Here is an 18,151-nt window from a genome sequence, read left to right as displayed (position 1 = left end):
TTGCTCCTCTAGTCGCTAGAGGATGTAGCGTCGCGGTCGAAGATACAAGAGGTTCACCATGGCTGCGACCAAACAACAGACCCGCTACCGCGTGGAAGGAATGGATTGCGCCGGTTGCGCCAGCAAAATCGATACGGCCGTGCGGCGGATGCCTGGTGTTCAGGACATCAACGTATCCGTTTCGGCGGGCACTCTGACGGTCACTCATACTCCCGAAAGCAATCTCGGCGCGATCGAGAGGAAGGTCACCGGCCTCGGCTACGCCGTCGCTCCGCTGACCTCCAAGTCTGGGACGCCGGCGTCCGATCAATCCGCCGACAACCATGCCGACGGAAGGCGCAATCACGACGAGAACGTAGCGGGGTTACATGATAACGATGATGCGCCGGCGTCGGAGCTATGGTGGGACAGCGCCAAGGGCCGCCTGGCCATCGCCAGCGGGGTCGCCTTGGCCGTGGCTTTCGCGATTGATTGCGCCTGGCCCGCGACCGGCCCGTGGGCCTTCATCGCCGCAATGCTGCTCGGCCTGGCTCCGATCGCGCGCCGAGCGGCCATGGCCGCAGCCGCAGGCATTCCGTTCACAATCGAAATGCTGATGACTGTGGCGGCGGCCGGGGCCGTCAGCATCGGTGCCGGCGAGGAAGCGGCGACGGTGGTCTTCTTGTTCCTCATCGGCGAGTTGCTCGAAGGGGTTGCGGCCGGCAAGGCACGGTCCAGTATTCAAGCGCTCACGGTCCTCGTTCCCAAAACCGCGTTCGTCGAGAAAGGCGGCCAGACCCGCGAGGTGCCGGCAGAAAGCCTGGCTGTGGGCGCCATCATCCTCGTGCGGCCGGGCGACCGGATTCCGGCTGACGGCGAGATCACCCAAGGCGGGAGCGCCATCGATGAATCACCCGTCTCCGGTGAAAGCGTGCCGGTGCGCAAGGACGTCGGCGACACGGTCTTTGCCGGCACTATCAACGGCGACGGCGTGCTGCGCGTCAAGGTGACGGCGACCGCCGCAGACAACACGATTGCACGCGTGATCAAGCTGGTCGAGGAGGCGCAGGAAAACAAGGCGCCGACCGAGCGCTTCATCGATTGCTTTTCGCGCTGGTACATGCCCGGCGTTGTCGCCGTCGCGGCGCTTGTGGCCGCCACACCGCCGCTGCTCTTAGGCGGCGATTGGAACGAATGGATATACAAGGGGCTGGCGCTGCTGCTCATCGGCTGCCCGTGCGCGCTGGTCATTTCAGTTCCGGCGGCGATCGCGGCGTCGCTTTCGGCCGGAGCCCGGCGCGGCCTGCTGATGAAAGGTGGGGCGGTGCTGGAAGGGCTCGCGACCATCAACGCCGTGGCGCTCGACAAGACCGGCACGCTGACGCTCGGCAAGCCACAGGTCACCGATGTCGTTGCGGTGGGTGCCAGTGAACGCGACATCCTTTCGCTCGCCACAGCGCTTGAGATCGGCTCGAGCCATCCCCTCGCTTTGGCCATCCTCCAAAGGGCCAAAGCCGGCAACATTCCCGTGCCGCCTGCCGCCGAAGCCAAAGCGATCGGCGGTAAAGGGGTTATCGGTCGTGTCGGCGGCAAGAACCTGTTTCTGGGCTCGCCAGTCGCGGCGGGCGAGATAAACCTGCTGCCAGCAGACCAGGCGGCACGCATCGTGGCATTGAACGATGAAGGCAAGTCAGTGGCGGTGCTGCTTGTAGACAACGCGCTGGCCGGCTTCATTGCCATGCGCGACGAACCCCGGCCGGATGCTTTCGCCGGGCTAAAGGCGCTGACCAATGCAGGCATCAGGACAGTCATGCTAACCGGCGACAATAAGCGCACGGCGGCTGCCATTGGCAAACAGCTCGGCATCGAGGTGCGCGCCGAACTGCTCCCGGAGGACAAGCAGCGCATCCTCGGCGAGCTGAAGGGGCAGGGGCTTAGGGTAGCCAAGGTCGGCGACGGCATCAACGATGCGCCGGCACTTGCCGCGGCCGATGTCGGCATTGCCATGGGCGGCGGCACCGATGTGGCTCTTGAAACAGCTGACGCAGCGGTGCTGCATGGACGCGTCGGCGACGTTGCGGCCATGATCAGGCTGTCCCAAGCAACCATGGCCAACATCAAGCAGAACGTCACCATTGCATTGGGCCTGAAGGCAGTGTTCCTGGTGACGACGATCGCCGGCATCACCGGCCTCTGGCCCGCCATTCTCGCGGACACCGGGGCGACGGTGCTGGTGACGGCCAATGCCATGCGGCTGTTGCGGTGGAAGAGCAGCTGGTAAGAGCGACAACGGCATCGTGTTAGGGCAGACCATGCAGCAAGCAATTGCGTCGGACGGCCTTCGCCGGGTGGTGCTTGTCGTCGCACTGCTGAACCTGGGTTATTTCGGCATTGAATTCGCCGTCGCGCTGGCGATCGGCTCGGTGTCGCTGTTCGCCGACAGCGTCGATTTTCTGGAAGATGCCTCGGTCAATCTCCTCATACTGCTCGCCATGGGATGGTCGCTGCGTGCCCGCTCGCGGGTCGGCATGGCGCTGGCGCTTATCCTGCTGGTGCCGGGCCTGGCGACGCTGTGGACCGCGTGGGAAAAGTTCAACATGCCGGTGCCGCCGCAGCCAACGGCGCTGACGCTGGCGGGATTGGGCGCTCTGGCGGTCAATCTGTCATGCGCCTACATGCTGGCGCGCTACCGCCATCACAGCGGCAGTCTTACCAGGGCGGCATTCCTCTCGGCCCGCAACGATGCGGTCGCCAATATTGCGATCATACTGGCCGGATTGGTGACGGCCTTCCTGTGGCGCTCGGCGTGGCCGGATTTGATCGTCGGCCTGGGAATCGCGGCACTGAATGCAGATGCGGCGCGCGAGGTCTGGGAGGCAGCTCGGGAAGAGCACCGGGCCGTTTCGTGAACTCCAAAACGCTGAGCGCGCTGCCGCATTGCCAATCCGCCAATGCAGCAGTCAGCCAGAAACTTGCGCGATCTCTAATATAATATCACCCTTTCAAAGCGGTCGGAGGGAGAACCGCTCATAAGTAAAAATCGGGAGGAAAAACCACGAACAGCATGAGCCTCACCACACTTGGACGAAGTCGACCGGGTCGAAGCGGTGAAGCGATGAACCGCTCAAGGCCACGCACGTCATCAAAAGGCCCGCGTCTCCGAAGCGGACGCGGGCCGATTTCGTCGGTATACGCTAGGCAGGTATCAAGACAGCGATGCGGTGGATGCCGACCACCTTGCTGGTGTTGGCTGCCTCGTCGGTCTTGCCCTTGGAGCAGGTGTACACGTCACCTTCCTTGAGCTTGAATTCCTTGTCCGCCTTCTTGATCGTGAATTCACCGGCAGCAATGGTGCAGACCATGTCGTTGTCCATCACCATTTGAGGGGCGGCTGCTCCGGGCTGAAAGACTATATCGACAATTGAGATGCTCTTGTAGGCGGGGATATCGGAATTGCCGGTGCCGACCTCGACCAATCTGACGCCGGGTGCAATCTCCTTGCCTTCCTTCGGGCCGTATTTCTTCACCTTTGCCGCCGCCGCCAGCGTGAACAAAGGCGTTACCGCTGCCGCCGTCACGCCGAGCGCAATCGCGGACCTGCGATTCATGGTTTTCATCGCGTCCTCCCATTTAATGTTTGGCCACGCACCAATGCGCATGACCACAATACATTAGCACATGCAGATAATTGCAGCACGGCGTTTCGGAGCTTACGGAAGCGAACCGCCTCCCGGTCGAATGCGACCGAACAGCAAACAATTCCATGCTATGCTGGCGAGCCATCAAACGGGCGACGGGGGATAGCAATGTTGGAAACGGACAAGGTATTCGCTGGCTCAATTCCGGAAAACTACGACCGCTATATGGTGCCGTTGATTTTCGAGCCGTTCGCCGCAGATCTTGCACGACGGGCAGCGTCCTTGTCGCCAAGCGCCGTTCTGGAAACCGCCGCGGGCACCGGGGTTGTCACCCGCGCATTGGCGCCAAAACTGTCCGCCGATGCAAGCTATGTCGTAACCGACCTCAACCAGCCGATGCTCGACTACGCCGCTTCGCGGCAAGCTCCCGACGATCGCATCAAATGGCGTCAGGCTGATGCTCTGGCGCTACCGTTCGAAAATGCGGCATTCGATCTCGTTTGTTGTCAGTTCGGTGCGATGTTCTTTCCCAACCGCTCATCCGCCTATCGCGAAGCCCGGCGAGTCCTGAAGCCCGGAGGACATTTTCTATTCAGCGTATGGGATCGCATCGAAGAGAATGTATTTGCCGACGATGTGACGAATGCCCTGGCGAGGATTTTTCCGAACGATCCGCCGCGCTTTCTGGCACGCACGCCGCATGGCTACCACGATACGGCATTGATCCGTAGCGAGCTGGAGGACGCAGGTTTTTCCGGTGTGGTGATCGAGACGAGGGCCGAACAAAGCCGTGCCTCCTCGCCGCGCGTTCCGGCCGTTGCTTATTGCCAGGGCACTCTCCTTCGCAATGAAATCGAGACCAGAGAGGCGGGAAAACTGGACGCTGCAACCGACTACGCCGCAGCCGCGATTGCTGACAGGCATGGCAGCGGCGAGGTTGCTGCCAAAATCCAGGCTCACATAGTGGTGGCTGTGGCCTAGGTGTTGGATATCCCGCTCCGGCACTTCGCGACATTCAGCTGCTGTGCGGCAAACATCTTGCCGCTATCCCGAATTCTCAGAGGTTAACGTTCATTCGCCCGAGTGGCAGGTCGACAAGTGCCAGGTCGATAATCGCCGGTTTGACCGATCGCCGGGGCTTGATGGCGGCGGCTGCCGGCCGCGCGATTCCGGTCGGCCCGGCTTCACTTTGGCAGCCATGGCCGACTCCGCCCAGCAAGGTCTAGTCATTTCGCTTTCTTGACTCGGCCGACAAAAACGGGCAGCAAAGTCATCATTGGAGGGCAGTTTTGCCACCTATGCAGGTTTTGGAGGGCGTTTTTCGGTGTGACCGTCGCCCAATCGGCGGTCGGTAGAGGGATTGGTTAACCAACTTTGTCCATCTTTTGAATCAATCGGCAACAGACGCAAAGCGTGCTGGGGGCACCAGGCGAACTGTGAATGTCACGGCTGCGAAATCCGCTAGCCGGCATCGGCCGATTGAGAGTGGTTGAATGGCGTTTGTAAGTGCGAAAACCCGGGGTGACAGTCCTGCAACTGGATTGACTTCGATGAGGCCCGGCCTGCGCTGGGTCGCGGTTCCGGCCGTCGGCGCAGCCATTGCTTTATGGTCGGTGGCGACCTTGGCCGGCCTTTATTCAGTGGGAACCTCGCTCAGCGCCGCTTCCAACGGCCTCCCGCAAAGCCTGCTCGCGCCGCGCGCCATCGCGCTCGCCGATCCTCGCCGCAGCCTTGCAAAGGCGCAGGCCCCGACATGGGCCGCAGCAAACGCGGCGCTGTCGGCCAAGCTGCTGCAGCACGGATGCGATGCCAACTGCCTGCGGTCGGCGTCGAACTTCGTCCACCAGGGAAAATCGGCCCGCCTCAAGCGCAACACCGTGCCGCTTGTCGCTGGTGCGTCGCGGCAATCGAGCTTCGACGACGTGGTCGCCAAGGCCGCGCTGTCGCCGCAAAAGCTTGCCGCCGCCTTTGCCCGTGCCTCAGCCGGCTCTCCCGTCATGCTCGCCAGCCTGCCGGCCGACGCCCGGTTCGCCGAGCCGGTACGCATACCCGACCCGAACGGCCCAGCACCGGTGCGCTTCGGGCCGGAGGTGGCGGAGATCGAACGCTCGTCGCGCCTGGCGCTGGCGCTGGCGAATACTTTGCCGGAGCAGATGATCGATGTGCTCCCGGCAGCCATCGCGGCAAGCGAGCCCGCGGCTTCGCAAGAGCCGCAAGAACCTGAGGTCCAACTGGCCTCGCTGCCGCCGCAAGACGACATGCCCGACAGCATTCCGCTGCCGACGCTGCGTCCGCGGGCGGACATCGATAAGCTGGCCGAGGCGCCGCGGGCTCAAGCGTCAAGAGATCAGGCGCCAAAAGACCAGGCGCGAAAAGATCAGGCGCAAAAGGATCAGGCATCGAAAACGGAGCCGCCCAAGGCGCAGGCCTCCAGGACCGCCAAGGCGAGCAAGGTGCAGACGGCCGACGGTCCGCCGGTCGAGACGCAACCCGGCAGCCTGTCGCCTCGCAATTCGTCACAAGCGGCAGTGCCGGGTGTGTCGGGCAAGCCGGGCAAACGTTCGAAGACGCAGGGCGGCGACATGCTGGCCTATGCCAAGCCCGACATGCCTTCCGGCGGACTCGGCGGAGCCTTCAGGAACCTGTTCACCACGCCCAACATGGGTACCGGCGTCGCCGTCTACGACATCTCGGCCAAGACCGTCTATATGCCCGACGGCTCGCGGCTGGAGGCACATTCGGGACTGGGCGCGATGGTCGACCAGCCACGCTACGTCCACAAGAAGAATGTCGGCCCGACGCCGCCGGATACCTACAATCTGACGATGCGCGAATCGCGCTTCCACGGTGTCGAGGCGATCCGTCTGACGCCGGCCAGCGGCAGCAACAAATATGGCCGTGACGGCCTGCTCGCCCACACCTACATGCTGCGCGGCGGCCGCGCCGAATCGAATGGCTGCGTCGTCTTCAAGGACTATGCCCGCTTCCTCGCCGCCTACAAGAAGGGCAAGATCAAGCGCCTCGTCGTGGTGCCGCGCCTGTCGAAGCCGCTGACACGCGTCGCCCAAGAGGGGCGAGGGGCTTAGGTCGCTCGCGGCAGCCCTTCATGGCTTCGTCATCCCAGGGTCTTCGCGACGCCGCTTCGCGCCTGCTCCGCCCTGGGATGACGAAGCTGGGGAGGTTTGGCCAATCTCGAAGGTTTTCAATCCCGTCCAGGGACAGTATGAGTGGCCGGTGGGGCGGCTCCGGCTTCAAACAATCACGAGGACATCATGACAATACGCGCTGTCGTCTGGGGCGAGAATATTCATGAGCGGACCAACGAAGTGGTCGCGGGCATCTATCCTGAGGGCATGCATGCGACGATCGCCAATGCACTGAAGCTCGACCCGGAAATATCAGTGTCCTGGGCAACGCTGGAGCAGCCGGAGCATGGGCTGCCGGCCGACCGTCTGGCCGAGACCGACGTCTTGCTGTGGTGGGGACACAAGGACCATGGCGCCGTCGCCGACGAAGTGGTCGAGCGCGTGGCGCGCCGCGTCTGGGAAGGCATGGGGCTGATCGTTCTCCATTCCGGCCATTTCTCGAAGGTATTCAAGAAGCTGATGGGCACTCCCTGCACGCTGAAATGGCGCGAGGCGGGCGAGCGCGAACGGCTCTGGGTGACCAGCCCCAACCACCCGATCGCTGCCGGGATCGGCGAGTATTTCGAGCTCGAGAACGAGGAGATGTATGGCGAGCAGTTCGCCGTGCCGGAGCCGCTCGAGACCGTGTTCATCTCCTGGTTCCAGGGCGGCGAAGTGTTCCGGTCGGGGCTGACCTATCGCCGCGGCGCCGGTAACATCTTCTATTTCAGGCCCGGCCACGAGACCTATCCGACCTATCACGACGCCAACGTCCACAAGGTGCTGCGCAATGCGGTGAGATGGGCGCACAACCCCCAAGGCTCCAATCCAGCCATCCTCGATGCGCCGAACGTGCCGGTGGAAAAGGCGCTCGAGCCGATTGTCGAGCGCGGCGGAAAGCTTCATTCCGCCGGCGAAGCCGGCTTTCGCTAGACCAAATCCATGATCGAACAAGAAGATAAAGCCCTGTCCTAAGGATAAGAATCATGCGCCTCTTGATACTCGGCACCGGTTGGATGGCGGAGGAGCATGCCAGGCAGTTCGGCAAGATCGCGGGCGTCGAACTGATCGGCGCCGTCGATCTCGACCGCACGCGCGTCGACAAGTTTTCGGACATCTACGGTATCCCCAACCGCTTCGCATCGCTGGACGAGGCGCTGGCATGGGGCAAGTTCGACGCGGTGGCGAACGTGACGCCCGATCGCATCCACCATCCGACGACCATGATGCTGATCGCGGCGGGCAAGCCGGTGCTGTGCGAAAAGCCGCTCGCCGAAAATTACCAGAGGGCCAGTGAAATGGCCGATGCGGCCGAGCGGGCCGGCATCATCAACATGGTCAACCTGACCTATCGCAACGTCGCGCCGCTGCAGAGAGCGCGCGCCATGGTGCTGGCCGGCGAGATCGGCACGGTCAGGCATGTCGAGGCGTCCTATCTGCAGAGCTGGCTGATATCCAAGTTCTGGGGCGACTGGCGCACCGATCCGAAATGGCTGTGGCGGCTGTCGCGCGGCCACGGCTCCAATGGCGTGCTGGGCGACGTCGGCATCCACATCCTCGATTTCGCCAGCTATGGCGCGGCGCTCGACATCGACCATGTGTTCTGCCGCCTGCGGTCCTTCGACAAGGCGCCTGGCAACCGGATCGGGGAGTACGAGCTCGACGCCAATGACAGTTTCACCATGGCGCTCGATTTCAGCAATGGCGCTTTCGGCGTCGTCCATGCCAGCCGCTGGGCGACGGGCCATCTCAACGAGCTCCGACTGCGTATCTACGGGGACAAGGGTGGCATCGAAGTCGTGCATAATCTGACCGGCTCGGAGCTGAAAGCCTGCATCGGCGAGGATGTCGAGAACGCCAAATGGCAAGTTCTGGACGCCGGAACGGTGCAGACCAACTACCAGCGCTTCGTCGACGCGGTGCGCAACGGCGTCCAGGCCGAACCGTCGTTCCGCCATGCGGCCGAATTGCAGAAGGTGCTCGACCTCGCAGTCGTGTCGGATGAGAAGCGGGCCGAATTGAGCACCGATACGCAGTGATATCGTTCAGGGAATCTTGAGAGGAGCCAGCCATGGTCACGCGGCGCGCCGAATGTTCCTGCGCTCAGCTGTCAGCCACCTGCTCGGGCGAGCCGGTACGCGTCTCGTCTGCCATTGCCTGGCCTGCAAGCGACGCACCGGCAGCGCGTTCAGCTTCAACGCGTGGTTTGAGGAAGGTGACGTTGTTGTCCAGGGCCGCTCGGCGGAGTTCACGCGCATTGGCGACGAGGGCGGCCGCGTCATCTACAGCTTCTGCCCGGATTGCGGCACCACCGTCCATTACCGGATCGACACGCAGCCCGGTCTGACCGTCATCCCGGTGGGCGCTTTCGCGGACCCTGCGTTCCCGCCGCCCTTCCTGTCCCTTCTATCACGAGAGCCGGCGCTGCCAGTGGGTCGAGGTCCGAACCGAACCTTTGGCGACGTTCGGCTGAAGACGCTGGTCGCCTCCGGCTGACGTTTCAGGATCAAACCCAATCACTCTGAACGACCGAGTTCGACCCGTTTCAGTCGTCCGGGACGTTCCCTGTTCAGAGCGCTTTAAGTGCATTCCGGTCATTCGCGTTCGAGCATGCTATACTGCACCTTGGCTCCAAAGCAGCCATTGATGGCTAGGAACCAATGCGGATGGGCAGGTCAGATCGACAGCAATTCAACACTGGCTCCTTGCAGGAGGCGGACCAGCTCGTGCTCGGTCGTGAGGCTTACGAGGAAAGGGCGTGGGACGACGCCTATCGGTTCTTCTGGCGTGCCGGCGAAGCGGCTCCGCTCGCAGTGGACGATCTCGAACGGCTGGCGATGTCGGCCTATTTGACCGGGCGCGACGAGGAGTACCTGCGGGCCCTGGAGCGAACCCATCATGCATATCTGGACGCGGGCGAGTGCCATCGGGCCGCCCGCTGCGCCTTCTGGCTTGGCCTGCGCCTTGTCCTTCGTGGGGAGATGGCTCAGGCGGCCGGCTGGTTTGGACGGGCGCATCGGCTGCTCGAACGCGAGCCACATGATTGTGCCGAACAGGGTTACCTGATGCTGCCCCACGTCGAACAGCATCTTGCTTCGGGCAACCTTGAAGCGGCCTACGCTGCGGCGAGCGGCGCAGTCGAGATTGGCGAGCGCTTTGCGGACGTGGATCTGGTGGCCTGTGCACGGCATTTGCAGGGCCGTGTTCTGTTGCGCCAGCGGCGAACCGCGGAAGGTTTCGCGCTCCTCGACGAGGCGATGGTTTCGGTCACGGCTGGCGAATTGTCGCCGCTGCTTACCGGCTTGATCTACTGCAGCGTGATCGAAGCGTGTCAGCAAGTCCATGCTCTGGGCCGCGCACGCGAATGGACCTCCGCCCTGGGGCGATGGTGCGCCGAACAGCCCCAGCTGATCAGTTTCAGCGGCACCTGCCTGATGCATCGCGCCGAGATCAAGCGGCTCAGCGGCGCATGGCAGGACGCGATCGACGAAGCGCAGCAGGCCGTGGAGCGTTTGACGCAGTCGAACAATCGGAGAGATACGGCTGGAGCATGGTACCAGCTGGCGGAAGTATACCGCCTTCGCGGAGACTTTGACGTGGCCGAGCAGGCATATCGGAGTGCAAGCCAACATGGCTTCGAACCGCAGCCGGGCCTTGCCCTGTTGCGGTTGGCCGAAAGGCACATCGATGCGGCTGCGGCCGCAATCCGGCGCGTCATGGGTGCGACGACCGATCAGGTGCGGCGCATACGGCTGCTGCCGGCTCACGTCGAGATCATGCTGGCGGCTGATGACATCGAGGAAGCACGGCGTGCCTGCCACGAACTGGCGGACGTTGGAGAAAGCTACGGAACCGAACCGCTGCGCGCCCTTGCCGCTCACGCGCGGGGAGCGGTGGAACTGGCAGAAGGCGAAGCGCAGGCTGCATTGACTTGGCTGCGCCAGGCACTCGAGGGGTGGCAGCAAGTCGAAGCGCCATACGAAGCAGCGCGCGTAGGCGTCATGATAGGCCAGGCTTGCCGCGCCCTCGGTGACAACGATGGTGCGGAACTGGAGTTGCAGGCAGCCCGGACAGTGTTCCGGCAGCTCGGTGCCATGCCGGACCTTTCTCGTGTCGATATCCTGCTTGGCATGCGATCAGACGGAGCCCGCGGCCTCTCTGCCCGTGAACTGCAAGTTCTCCGCCTGGTCGCTGCCGGCAAAACCAACAAGCAAATCGCCAACGAACTGGATTTGAGCGGGAAGACAGTGGACAGGCACGTCAGCAATATTTTCAACAAGCTTGACGTCCCCACGCGCGCTGCCGCCACCGCCTGGGCCTACGAGCACCGCCTGGTTTGAGCAGGTCTGGCATGGGTCGAATCACCCATGCCGTCATCGGCGCCCATTGGGTGGTTCGCCCGAAGCGCCGCCCTCCCTTCCGCGCTAGCTTGCACTCGAAATCGATCGGCCATGGATGCGCGGCGCCACGGCGCAGCTCGCCCACAGATCGCGAGACGGACGCAGTGATCGCGCTGCGAACATCCGGCCACAATGAAGGGAAGTAGCGATGTCGCATGCCGATACCGGAATGCGGGTCGCGGGCGCCTGGCTTGCGATCGCTTCTGTACTCTTGGGTTTCGTCCTGATCGGTCACGGGCCGATTAATCCCGACCTCGCCCAGCAAATGCAGGCCATCGCCAGTGGCGTCACCCTGTGGGTGGTCGTGCATTGGGCCGCCGCGGCAGCACTTTCGCTGTTCGTCGTCGCGAGCCTGATCGTGCTGACCGCCGGCTCTCGACTGACCGAACGCTGGTGGACCCTATCCGCCTGGGCGGTGGTGGCCGTCGGCGCGCTCTGGACGATGACAACCGCCGTGGCCGAGGCCACCACCGTCGCCGATGCCGTCGCCGCCAACGACATGGCGCGATTCGCGGTCTGGTGGGCCTTCGCCGAGGGCAAGGCCAACGGCTTCATGTTCCTCTGCCTGGCGGTTGCCGTGATCGCCGGCAATGAGACGCTGAGCCGGCAACAGGTAACGCCGACCTGGGCGTCACTGGTCGGAGTCGTGGCCGGGCTTGGTGCCTTCGTCGGATGGCCGCTGGGCATGTGGTTCGGCATCGGGCTGGGCAGCCTCGTCTGGGTTGCGTCGTCTTTTGTAATGGCCCTGTGGACGTTGTGGTTCGGGTTGGGGCTCGCGCGAGCCGAGAACAGCGTGTCGAAAGCTCGCAGCGCGAGCTTCAGCGCGTGAGCACCCCAAGAGGCCAGCGGCGTCCTATCAACATCAGGGAGGCCATGATGACTCACGTTGAAGGTTACACCGCCACCCCGGCAGCAATTGAAGATAGCGCCGATGTCAAAGCTGAAGGCGTGCGGCAAATGTCGGCTATTGTTTAGGGTTACCGATGCCGGCCAACAGGTGTTGGCTTGGCGCGAGGGCCGGCGTCCGAAAGCCTCCAGGGAAAGAACCCGCGGGATGGAGGGCGTGGTTCCGGCGCTATGGGGATTTGACGGTTCCGCGTGGTTCGCGGTGGGTGCACTGATGCGGCTGACAGGTGGGACTGCTCAGGTTGACAGGCGCGCGCGGCCGGCCGAGGCGGCGCATGATGCGGTGTGGCGGCTGAAGAATCCGGTCGCCTGCGGCTGACGTTTCAGGATCAAACCCAATCACTCTGAACGACCGAGTTCGACCCGGTCCGACCGTCAAGGCATTTCAGGCGACGAAGTCGATCCATCAACGTGCGTGGCTCGATCGCGCCAAAAGAAGGCGTGTGCGTCGGCTGAGCAAGCTCCGTCACAGCTGCGCTCAACGGGGCGCGACAAGTGCCGACCATCCAATTGATCGCTGATGGTTACTACGTGCTGGCCATGCTAGAATTCAGCGTCCTCGACGTGGTTAAAATCGGGGAATTGCGACCGGTTGACGGCGCGGGAGGTCGACGGACAAACACGAACAGATCACAGGGAGGAAGCAATGTTTCGGACACCAGTTCATCTTGCATTCTTGACAGCGTCGATTGTTGCCCTGCCATCTTACGCGGCCATGGCCGATGACACACAGATCGCGCGCGGCGAATATCTGGTTACGATTGCCGGCTGCAGCGACTGTCACACATCCGGTTACTTCTTCGGGAAGCCCGACATGTCGCGCTTCCTTGGCGGTTCAGATGTGGGCTTCGAGATTCCTGGTCTTGGTGTCTTTGTCGCCCGCAATATCACGCCTGACAGGGAGACCGGTATCGGAAGCTGGACCCCGGAGCAGATCGTCACCGCGATCCAGACCGGCGAACGGCCGGACGGCCGCATCCTGGCGCCGATCATGCCTTGGCGCGATTTCGCGCATCTCACCGCGGATGACGCCATGGCGATCGCGGCATTCCTCCAAAGTGTGAAGCCGGTCAGCCACCAGGTTCCCGGCCCGTTCAAACCCGGGGAAGCGGTGTCGACGTTCATGATGCGGATTATGCCGCCGGGGGAAGCCGCAGCCGCTGCAACGAAGTAGGGCGGCTTTGATCGGAACGAGATTTTTAGTCGAATAATGGGTGAATGTCCGCCTTGGAGATGATGAGGCCGATATCCGAACGGCAGAAATGGGGTCGATTCGAGCCGTTGCGCGAAGGGCCGCTTTTGAGAAGCGCCATGAATGTCGCGATATTGGCGCTACCTACTCGTTCCCATCGACGAGACGAATGGCAGCATCCACCCTTCCCCCGGTCCTCGGCGGCGGACGCGATGAACGGCTCGATTGAGCCCGAAACGAACTTCTGTCACATCGGTAACCTGCCGCCACCTCCTCAAATTGCCCGCGAGCTCGGTCTGAGCCAGCGGACGGTAGACCGTCACGTTAGCGATATCCTGACGCGGCTGAACGTGCGCACGCGCGCGGCAGCCACGGCCTATGCGGTCGAGCACGGCCTGATCGGCATGGTCGTATCTGGGTAATCCTACCCAAGCCAAATTTCTCGCTGCGTGGGTACTTACGCCGAAGCGGGCAACCGTGGCGCGGGTCTAAACCTCATGGCGTGGTAAAGGCCACAGGAGGTTTTCCCGATGCCAACGAATAATAACAGCATGAGCGGGCCGGGCGGTGTCTGGCTCGCCACCGGAACGCTGCTGCTGGCGGCTGCGCTCGTCTTTCACGGGCCACCGGACGCGGATTTGTCTGTTCAGATGCAGAACATCGCCGAGGGCCATGGGCGATGGGCTACGGTCCATTGGACGGCGGCAGCGGCGCTGTTCCTGATCGCCGGCGCTTCGTTCCTGAACCTGGCACTCAACCGCCGGGTCCGGCGTTCGCCGATGCTGAGTTCCGCCTGGATGGTGATGGCTCTCGGCGCCCTGACCACGTTCTCCACCGCAGTCGCCGAGGCATCGGTGGTCGCGGTCGCGGCCGACCGGGGTGACACCAACGCCTTCATGACCTGGTGGGCGTTTTCCGGCGGCATGGGTAACGGATTCTGGGCGCTCGCCCTGGCGACAGCGCTTGTCGCGTATCACGATGCCCGCGACAACGTTGGGATACTGCCCCGATGGGCCGCGATCGTCGGCTCGGCGTTCGGTATCCTTTCGGCAACCGGGTGGACACTCGGTGAGCAGCTCGGGATCGGCATCGGAGGTCCGATCTGGCTGATTTCCTCGCTTCTCATGTGCCTGTGGCTCGCGTGGTACGGGCTGTCCTCAAGCAGCGTCCGGTCGGGGCAAGCCACGGCGTAAAGCGCCTGATCCAGCATCATCTTGAGACAGGAGGAAAAAATGTCCCTTCAAACGAAGGAAATCGAGGCGACGATCCACGACATCCACGAATTCTTCACCGACTGGGTGGTGGGCCGATGCCCTGGCGACGACGCGACGTTCAAGAAGAACGCGCTCGACCGGATCAGCGACGATCTGGTCGCCATCATGCCGGGCGGCAGGGCGTTCGGGAAAAATGATTTCGCAGGTTACATGAAGAGCATCTACGGATCGAATCCGGCCTTCCGTATCAAAATACGCGACATCCGGATCAGCCATCAAAGCGCCGACCTGGCGGTCGTGAACTACCACGAATGGCAACGCGACGCGAAGGACTCTGATCAACCGAACAATGGCCGGGTCACGACGATGGTGATCCGCGATCGCGGCTACAGCCGGGGGCCCGAGATCTTGCAAGTTCATGAAACCTGGCTCCCAGCCGATGTCGTTCAGTCCGCGGATTTCGCGTTCTGAGAAGCGTCGGTCCGAAACGGGCGGAGAAAGGAATTGCGCTGGCGGCACCATCGGCTCTGCCGGCGTCATGGAGCCAGAACTGTGCTTCTTTTTCAGCCCGAATTGATCCACATTCAACGTCCGGCTAGCCCAGCAAGCCGGCCATTCCATGCGTTCGCGTGGAGCGTCGGCTCGCCACCCTTTGCTGCCGCTTGGTCGGCTGAACGCTTCGGCAGATCTTAGGCCCAGAGCGGACGTTAACCCGGCGCAAGATTTGGTCGCGAACAGCGCGGCCACGTCCGCAGGAGCCACGAAAGGAACCAGATCGGCGCTCCGGGGCAGGGATTTGGAAAGTATCATTGCCTAAGTTTCTGGTACTTTGAGGAAGTTCGGATAGATCATCTGCGGGACATTCAACCGCAACCGGCCGGCAGGCTTTTCGGCAAAGCTTCCCACATCCCTCATTGCGGCAAGGATGAGCTCCAGCGCCGGTCCTGCCTGGCTCAAAACCTCTCGCCGGCTTCAGTCAGGCTCGTCGCCCTCGTGGTCCGCGTCAAAAGGGTCGCGCTAAGCCGCGCTTCCAGTTGCCTGATCATCTTGCTGATCGCCGACGGCGAGACCCGAAGTGTCTTGGCCGCGGCCGTGAAGTTGGCCGGCGCCGCTGGTTTCGCATGTTTCTTGGCGAATAGACGCCCGAAGCAGCGTTGGCCGCAGCCGACGATCCCGTCCCGGTCCCGGCCAAGAAACGCGAAAATCTATGCGAGGCCAATCTCTATGTCGCGGAGTTTTTACCGGCTCGACGGCCGTGACGATGAAGCCTTGCGGCGGTACCGGCTTGCGGTACGCGACTGCCCCCCACGACTTCATCGAATATGTCGCAGCAGGCAATGCACTGCGCGCGCTCGGTGTGTCGCCATAGTGCGCCGCTGCGGATGATTCATTGTAGGCTCGAGCGCAACCTCGGCGCAAAGGCGACGGCAGGTTCGGTGCGTATTGTCGCTGCTGTCAATGCCGCAGGATCTTGCTCAGAAAAGCGCGGCTGCGGTCGGTCTTCGGGTTGGAGAAGAACTCATCCGGCGTGCCGCTCTCGACGATGGCGCCGGCGTCCATGAACACGACGCGCTGGGCGACCTTGCGGGCAAAGCCCATTTCGTGCGTCACCACCATCATGGTCATGCCTTCCTCGGCCACCGCGACCATGACGTCGAGCACTTCCGAGATCATCTCGGGATCGAGCGCCGAGGTCGGCTCGTCGAACAGCATGATCTTGGGGCGCATGCCGAGGCAGCGCGCGATCGCCACGCGCTGCTGCTGGCCACCAGACAGCTGCGCCGGATAGGCGTTCACCTTGTCGGCGAGGCCGACCTTGGCGAGCAATTCGCGCCCGGCCTTCTCGGCTTCAGCGCGCGGGATCTTGCGGACATGGATCGGCGCCAGGGTGACGTTCTCGAGCGCCGTCTTGTGCGGGTAAAGGTTGAACGACTGGAAGACGAAGCCGATCTCGGTGCGCAGCCGCGTCATGTTGGTGGCGGGGTCGCCGAGGCGCTGGCCGTCGACCGTCAGGTCGCCGTCGCGGATCGTCTCCAGCCCATTGATGCAGCGGATCAGGGTGCTCTTGCCCGAGCCGCTCGGGCCGCAGACGACGACCACTTCGCGCGGCTCGACGCTGAGCTTGATGTCCTTCAGCACGTTGAGCGTGCCGAACCATTTGTTGACGCCGCGAAATTCGATCATGCCGGTTTTGGTCATATTGCCGGACCCTTGAGGTTCGATGTCACAACTGCACCTCGCCATGCGCCGCGCCCATGCGTTGCTCCAGCCGGCGGGCCAGCATGATCAGGGGGTAACAGACGATGAAGTAACCGAGCCCGACCAGGAAGAAGACCAGCAGCCCATTGGGTACACGCTGCACCACCAGCCAGCCGACGCGGGTGAGGTCGGTGAGGCCGATGGCCGAGACGACCGAGGAATCCTTGATCAGTAGCACATATTGCCCGACCAGCGGCGGCAGCACGATGCGCATCGCCTGCGGCAGCACTACCTGGCGCATGCGCTGCCAGCGCGACAGGCCGGACGCAAGCGCTGCCTCGACCTGGCCGGTCGGCACCGAGCGGATGCCGGCGACGACGATCTCGCAGATGAAGCAGGCGGCCAGGTTGGTCAGCGCGATGATGCCGGCGGTGAAGGCGTCGAGCTCGATGCCGAGTTCCGGCAGGATGAAGAAGATCAGGAAGATCTGCACCAGGAACGGCGTGCCGCGGATCAGGTCGACCCAGGCGCCGATCGCGCCGCTGATCAGCCGGTTGCCGCCGGTGCGCAGGATGCCGAGGCCGAAGCCGAGCAGCGTGCCCAGCACCAGGCTGATCAGCGACAGCACCACGGTCATGCCGAGGCCGTGCAAGGCGAGGGGATAGCTGCCGGCGATGCTTTGCAGCTGCTGCCAGATCATGTCCGTGCCCCCGCCAGGCCGAGCCAGCGCCCGGAGAGCGCCGCCAGCCCCTTCAGCCCGTAATAGAGCAGGAGGTAGAAGGCGGCGATGGTGATGAAACCTTCGGCCGGCATGAAGCGGTCGGAGGCGAGCAATTGTCCGGCGCGCGTCAGCTCGGCAACCGAGATCAGCGACAACAGGGCGGAATCCTTGACCAGCACGATCGCCTGGCCGAGCAGCGGCGGGATCGTCACCTTGAACGCCTGCGGCAGGATGACCAGGCGCATGCGCTGGACATAGGTCATGCCGGAGGCGACGCCGGCCTCCACCTGGCCGCGCGGGATCGACAGGATGCCGGCGCGGATGATCTCGGCGACATAGGCGCCGCTGTTCAGTGACAGGGCCAAGATGCCGACGACGAACTCGGGCAGGACGAAGCCGAGCCGCGGCAGGCCGAAATAGAGGAAATAAAGCTGCGCCAGCAGCGGCGTGGCGCGCACCGCGTCGATATAGGCCTTGGCCGGGACGCGGAACAGCCGGCCGCGCTGCAGGTTCATGGCGGCGAGCACGATGCCGACGGCGAGCGCGCCGGCAAAGGAGAGGACAGACAGCCACACGGTCGTGACGAGGCCCTGCCCGAACAGGGGCAGATATTCGACGATGGTGCGGAAGCTGAAGTTTTCGAGCATTTTGGACGGTGAATGGTGAATAGTGAATAGGGAATAGGGAATAGGGAATAGGGAATAGGGAATAGGGAATTGGGAATAGGAGCAGCAAGTAGCGAGTAGCGAGTAGCGAGTAGCGAGTAGCGCTTTACTA

Annotated in this window: 19 protein-coding genes; 14 read left to right on the top strand and 5 right to left on the bottom strand. The window is 63.1% G+C overall.

The window, feature by feature from the left end; genetic code table 11:
* Positions 1 to 58: 58 nt before the first annotated feature.
* Together NKH59_RS00935 and NKH59_RS00930 are read left to right on the top strand one after the other, a co-directional pair.
* On the top strand, positions 59 to 2,260 hold the full coding sequence (locus NKH59_RS00935) for a heavy metal translocating P-type ATPase (protein ID WP_353020575.1): 2,202 nt from the start codon (positions 59 to 61) through the stop codon (positions 2,258 to 2,260).
* A 31-nt stretch (positions 2,261 to 2,291) separates the two neighbouring features.
* Positions 2,292 to 2,888 carry a cation efflux transmembrane domain-containing protein gene (locus tag NKH59_RS00930; protein ID WP_352452320.1) on the top strand — a complete coding sequence of 199 codons (597 nt, stop codon included), beginning with the start codon at positions 2,292 to 2,294 and terminating at the stop codon, positions 2,886 to 2,888.
* Between the two features lie 285 nt (positions 2,889 to 3,173).
* Here the strand turns inward: NKH59_RS00930 and NKH59_RS00925 are convergent, their stop codons facing one another.
* Positions 3,174 to 3,596, bottom strand: coding sequence for a hypothetical protein (locus NKH59_RS00925; protein ID WP_352473275.1), 423 nt, complete (start codon positions 3,594 to 3,596; stop codon positions 3,174 to 3,176).
* Between the two features lie 189 nt (positions 3,597 to 3,785).
* On the opposite strand from NKH59_RS00925, the gene NKH59_RS00920 reads away from it, so the two are divergent.
* From NKH59_RS00920 to NKH59_RS00865, 12 genes are all read left to right on the top strand, one after another.
* The gene (locus NKH59_RS00920) at positions 3,786 to 4,598 is read left to right on the top strand and encodes a class I SAM-dependent methyltransferase (RefSeq protein ID WP_352769535.1); all 813 of its coding nucleotides are present in this window, start codon (positions 3,786 to 3,788) and stop codon (positions 4,596 to 4,598) included.
* Positions 4,599 to 5,167: 569 nt separating this feature from the next.
* Positions 5,168 to 6,703 (top strand): DUF2778 domain-containing protein, encoded by a 1,536-nt coding sequence (locus NKH59_RS00915; RefSeq protein ID WP_353020572.1) that lies wholly within the window; start codon positions 5,168 to 5,170, stop codon positions 6,701 to 6,703.
* Positions 6,704 to 6,889: 186 nt separating this feature from the next.
* Positions 6,890 to 7,675 carry a ThuA domain-containing protein gene (locus tag NKH59_RS00910; RefSeq protein ID WP_352817357.1) on the top strand — a complete coding sequence of 262 codons (786 nt, stop codon included), beginning with the start codon at positions 6,890 to 6,892 and terminating at the stop codon, positions 7,673 to 7,675.
* A 53-nt stretch (positions 7,676 to 7,728) separates the two neighbouring features.
* Positions 7,729 to 8,781, top strand: coding sequence for a Gfo/Idh/MocA family protein (locus NKH59_RS00905; RefSeq protein ID WP_353020569.1), 1,053 nt, complete (start codon positions 7,729 to 7,731; stop codon positions 8,779 to 8,781).
* 52 nt (positions 8,782 to 8,833) lie between these two features.
* On the top strand, positions 8,834 to 9,238 hold the full coding sequence (locus NKH59_RS00900; protein ID WP_352773542.1) for a GFA family protein: 405 nt from the start codon (positions 8,834 to 8,836) through the stop codon (positions 9,236 to 9,238).
* Between the two features lie 170 nt (positions 9,239 to 9,408).
* A complete protein-coding gene (locus tag NKH59_RS00895) occupies positions 9,409 to 11,082 on the top strand; it encodes a LuxR C-terminal-related transcriptional regulator (protein ID WP_353020566.1) in 1,674 nt (557 codons plus the stop codon).
* 208 nt (positions 11,083 to 11,290) lie between these two features.
* Positions 11,291 to 11,971: a hypothetical protein gene (locus tag NKH59_RS00890; RefSeq protein ID WP_352501301.1), complete on the top strand. Its 681-nt coding sequence runs from the start codon at positions 11,291 to 11,293 to the stop codon at positions 11,969 to 11,971.
* A 225-nt stretch (positions 11,972 to 12,196) separates the two neighbouring features.
* The gene (locus tag NKH59_RS00885; RefSeq protein WP_352501300.1) at positions 12,197 to 12,367 is read left to right on the top strand and encodes a hypothetical protein; all 171 of its coding nucleotides are present in this window, start codon (positions 12,197 to 12,199) and stop codon (positions 12,365 to 12,367) included.
* A gap of 327 nt (positions 12,368 to 12,694) precedes the next feature.
* Entirely contained in the window at positions 12,695 to 13,222 is a 528-nt protein-coding gene (locus NKH59_RS00880) for a c-type cytochrome (protein WP_502893757.1), read from the top strand.
* 230 nt (positions 13,223 to 13,452) lie between these two features.
* Entirely contained in the window at positions 13,453 to 13,662 is a 210-nt protein-coding gene (locus NKH59_RS00875) for a LuxR C-terminal-related transcriptional regulator (RefSeq protein ID WP_352541235.1), read from the top strand.
* 108 nt (positions 13,663 to 13,770) lie between these two features.
* Positions 13,771 to 14,433 (top strand): hypothetical protein, encoded by a 663-nt coding sequence (locus NKH59_RS00870; protein ID WP_353020563.1) that lies wholly within the window; start codon positions 13,771 to 13,773, stop codon positions 14,431 to 14,433.
* 39 nt (positions 14,434 to 14,472) lie between these two features.
* On the top strand, positions 14,473 to 14,925 hold the full coding sequence (locus NKH59_RS00865; protein WP_353020560.1) for a nuclear transport factor 2 family protein: 453 nt from the start codon (positions 14,473 to 14,475) through the stop codon (positions 14,923 to 14,925).
* A 482-nt stretch (positions 14,926 to 15,407) separates the two neighbouring features.
* Here NKH59_RS00865 and NKH59_RS00860 read toward each other — a convergent pair whose 3' ends face one another.
* From NKH59_RS00860 to NKH59_RS00845, 4 genes are all read right to left on the bottom strand, one after another.
* The gene (locus tag NKH59_RS00860; RefSeq protein WP_352473773.1) at positions 15,408 to 15,500 is read right to left on the bottom strand and encodes a LysR family transcriptional regulator; all 93 of its coding nucleotides are present in this window, start codon (positions 15,498 to 15,500) and stop codon (positions 15,408 to 15,410) included.
* 409 nt (positions 15,501 to 15,909) lie between these two features.
* On the bottom strand, positions 15,910 to 16,653 hold the full coding sequence (locus tag NKH59_RS00855; RefSeq protein ID WP_352473770.1) for an amino acid ABC transporter ATP-binding protein: 744 nt from the start codon (positions 16,651 to 16,653) through the stop codon (positions 15,910 to 15,912).
* A 25-nt stretch (positions 16,654 to 16,678) separates the two neighbouring features.
* Complete coding sequence (locus NKH59_RS00850) at positions 16,679 to 17,353, bottom strand: amino acid ABC transporter permease (RefSeq protein WP_352920321.1); 675 nt, start codon at positions 17,351 to 17,353, stop codon at positions 16,679 to 16,681.
* Positions 17,350 to 18,021 carry an amino acid ABC transporter permease gene (locus NKH59_RS00845; protein WP_352451492.1) on the bottom strand — a complete coding sequence of 224 codons (672 nt, stop codon included), beginning with the start codon at positions 18,019 to 18,021 and terminating at the stop codon, positions 17,350 to 17,352. The genes NKH59_RS00850 and NKH59_RS00845 overlap by 4 nt, the downstream gene beginning before the upstream one ends.
* Positions 18,022 to 18,151 lie beyond the last annotated feature (130 nt).

The organism is Mesorhizobium sp. M0998 (assembly GCF_040318885.1).
Lineage (GTDB): Bacteria > Pseudomonadota > Alphaproteobacteria > Rhizobiales > Rhizobiaceae > Mesorhizobium.
The sequence above is the reverse complement of the archived record's forward strand: the minus strand, read 5'-3'. Positions and strand labels throughout refer to the sequence as shown.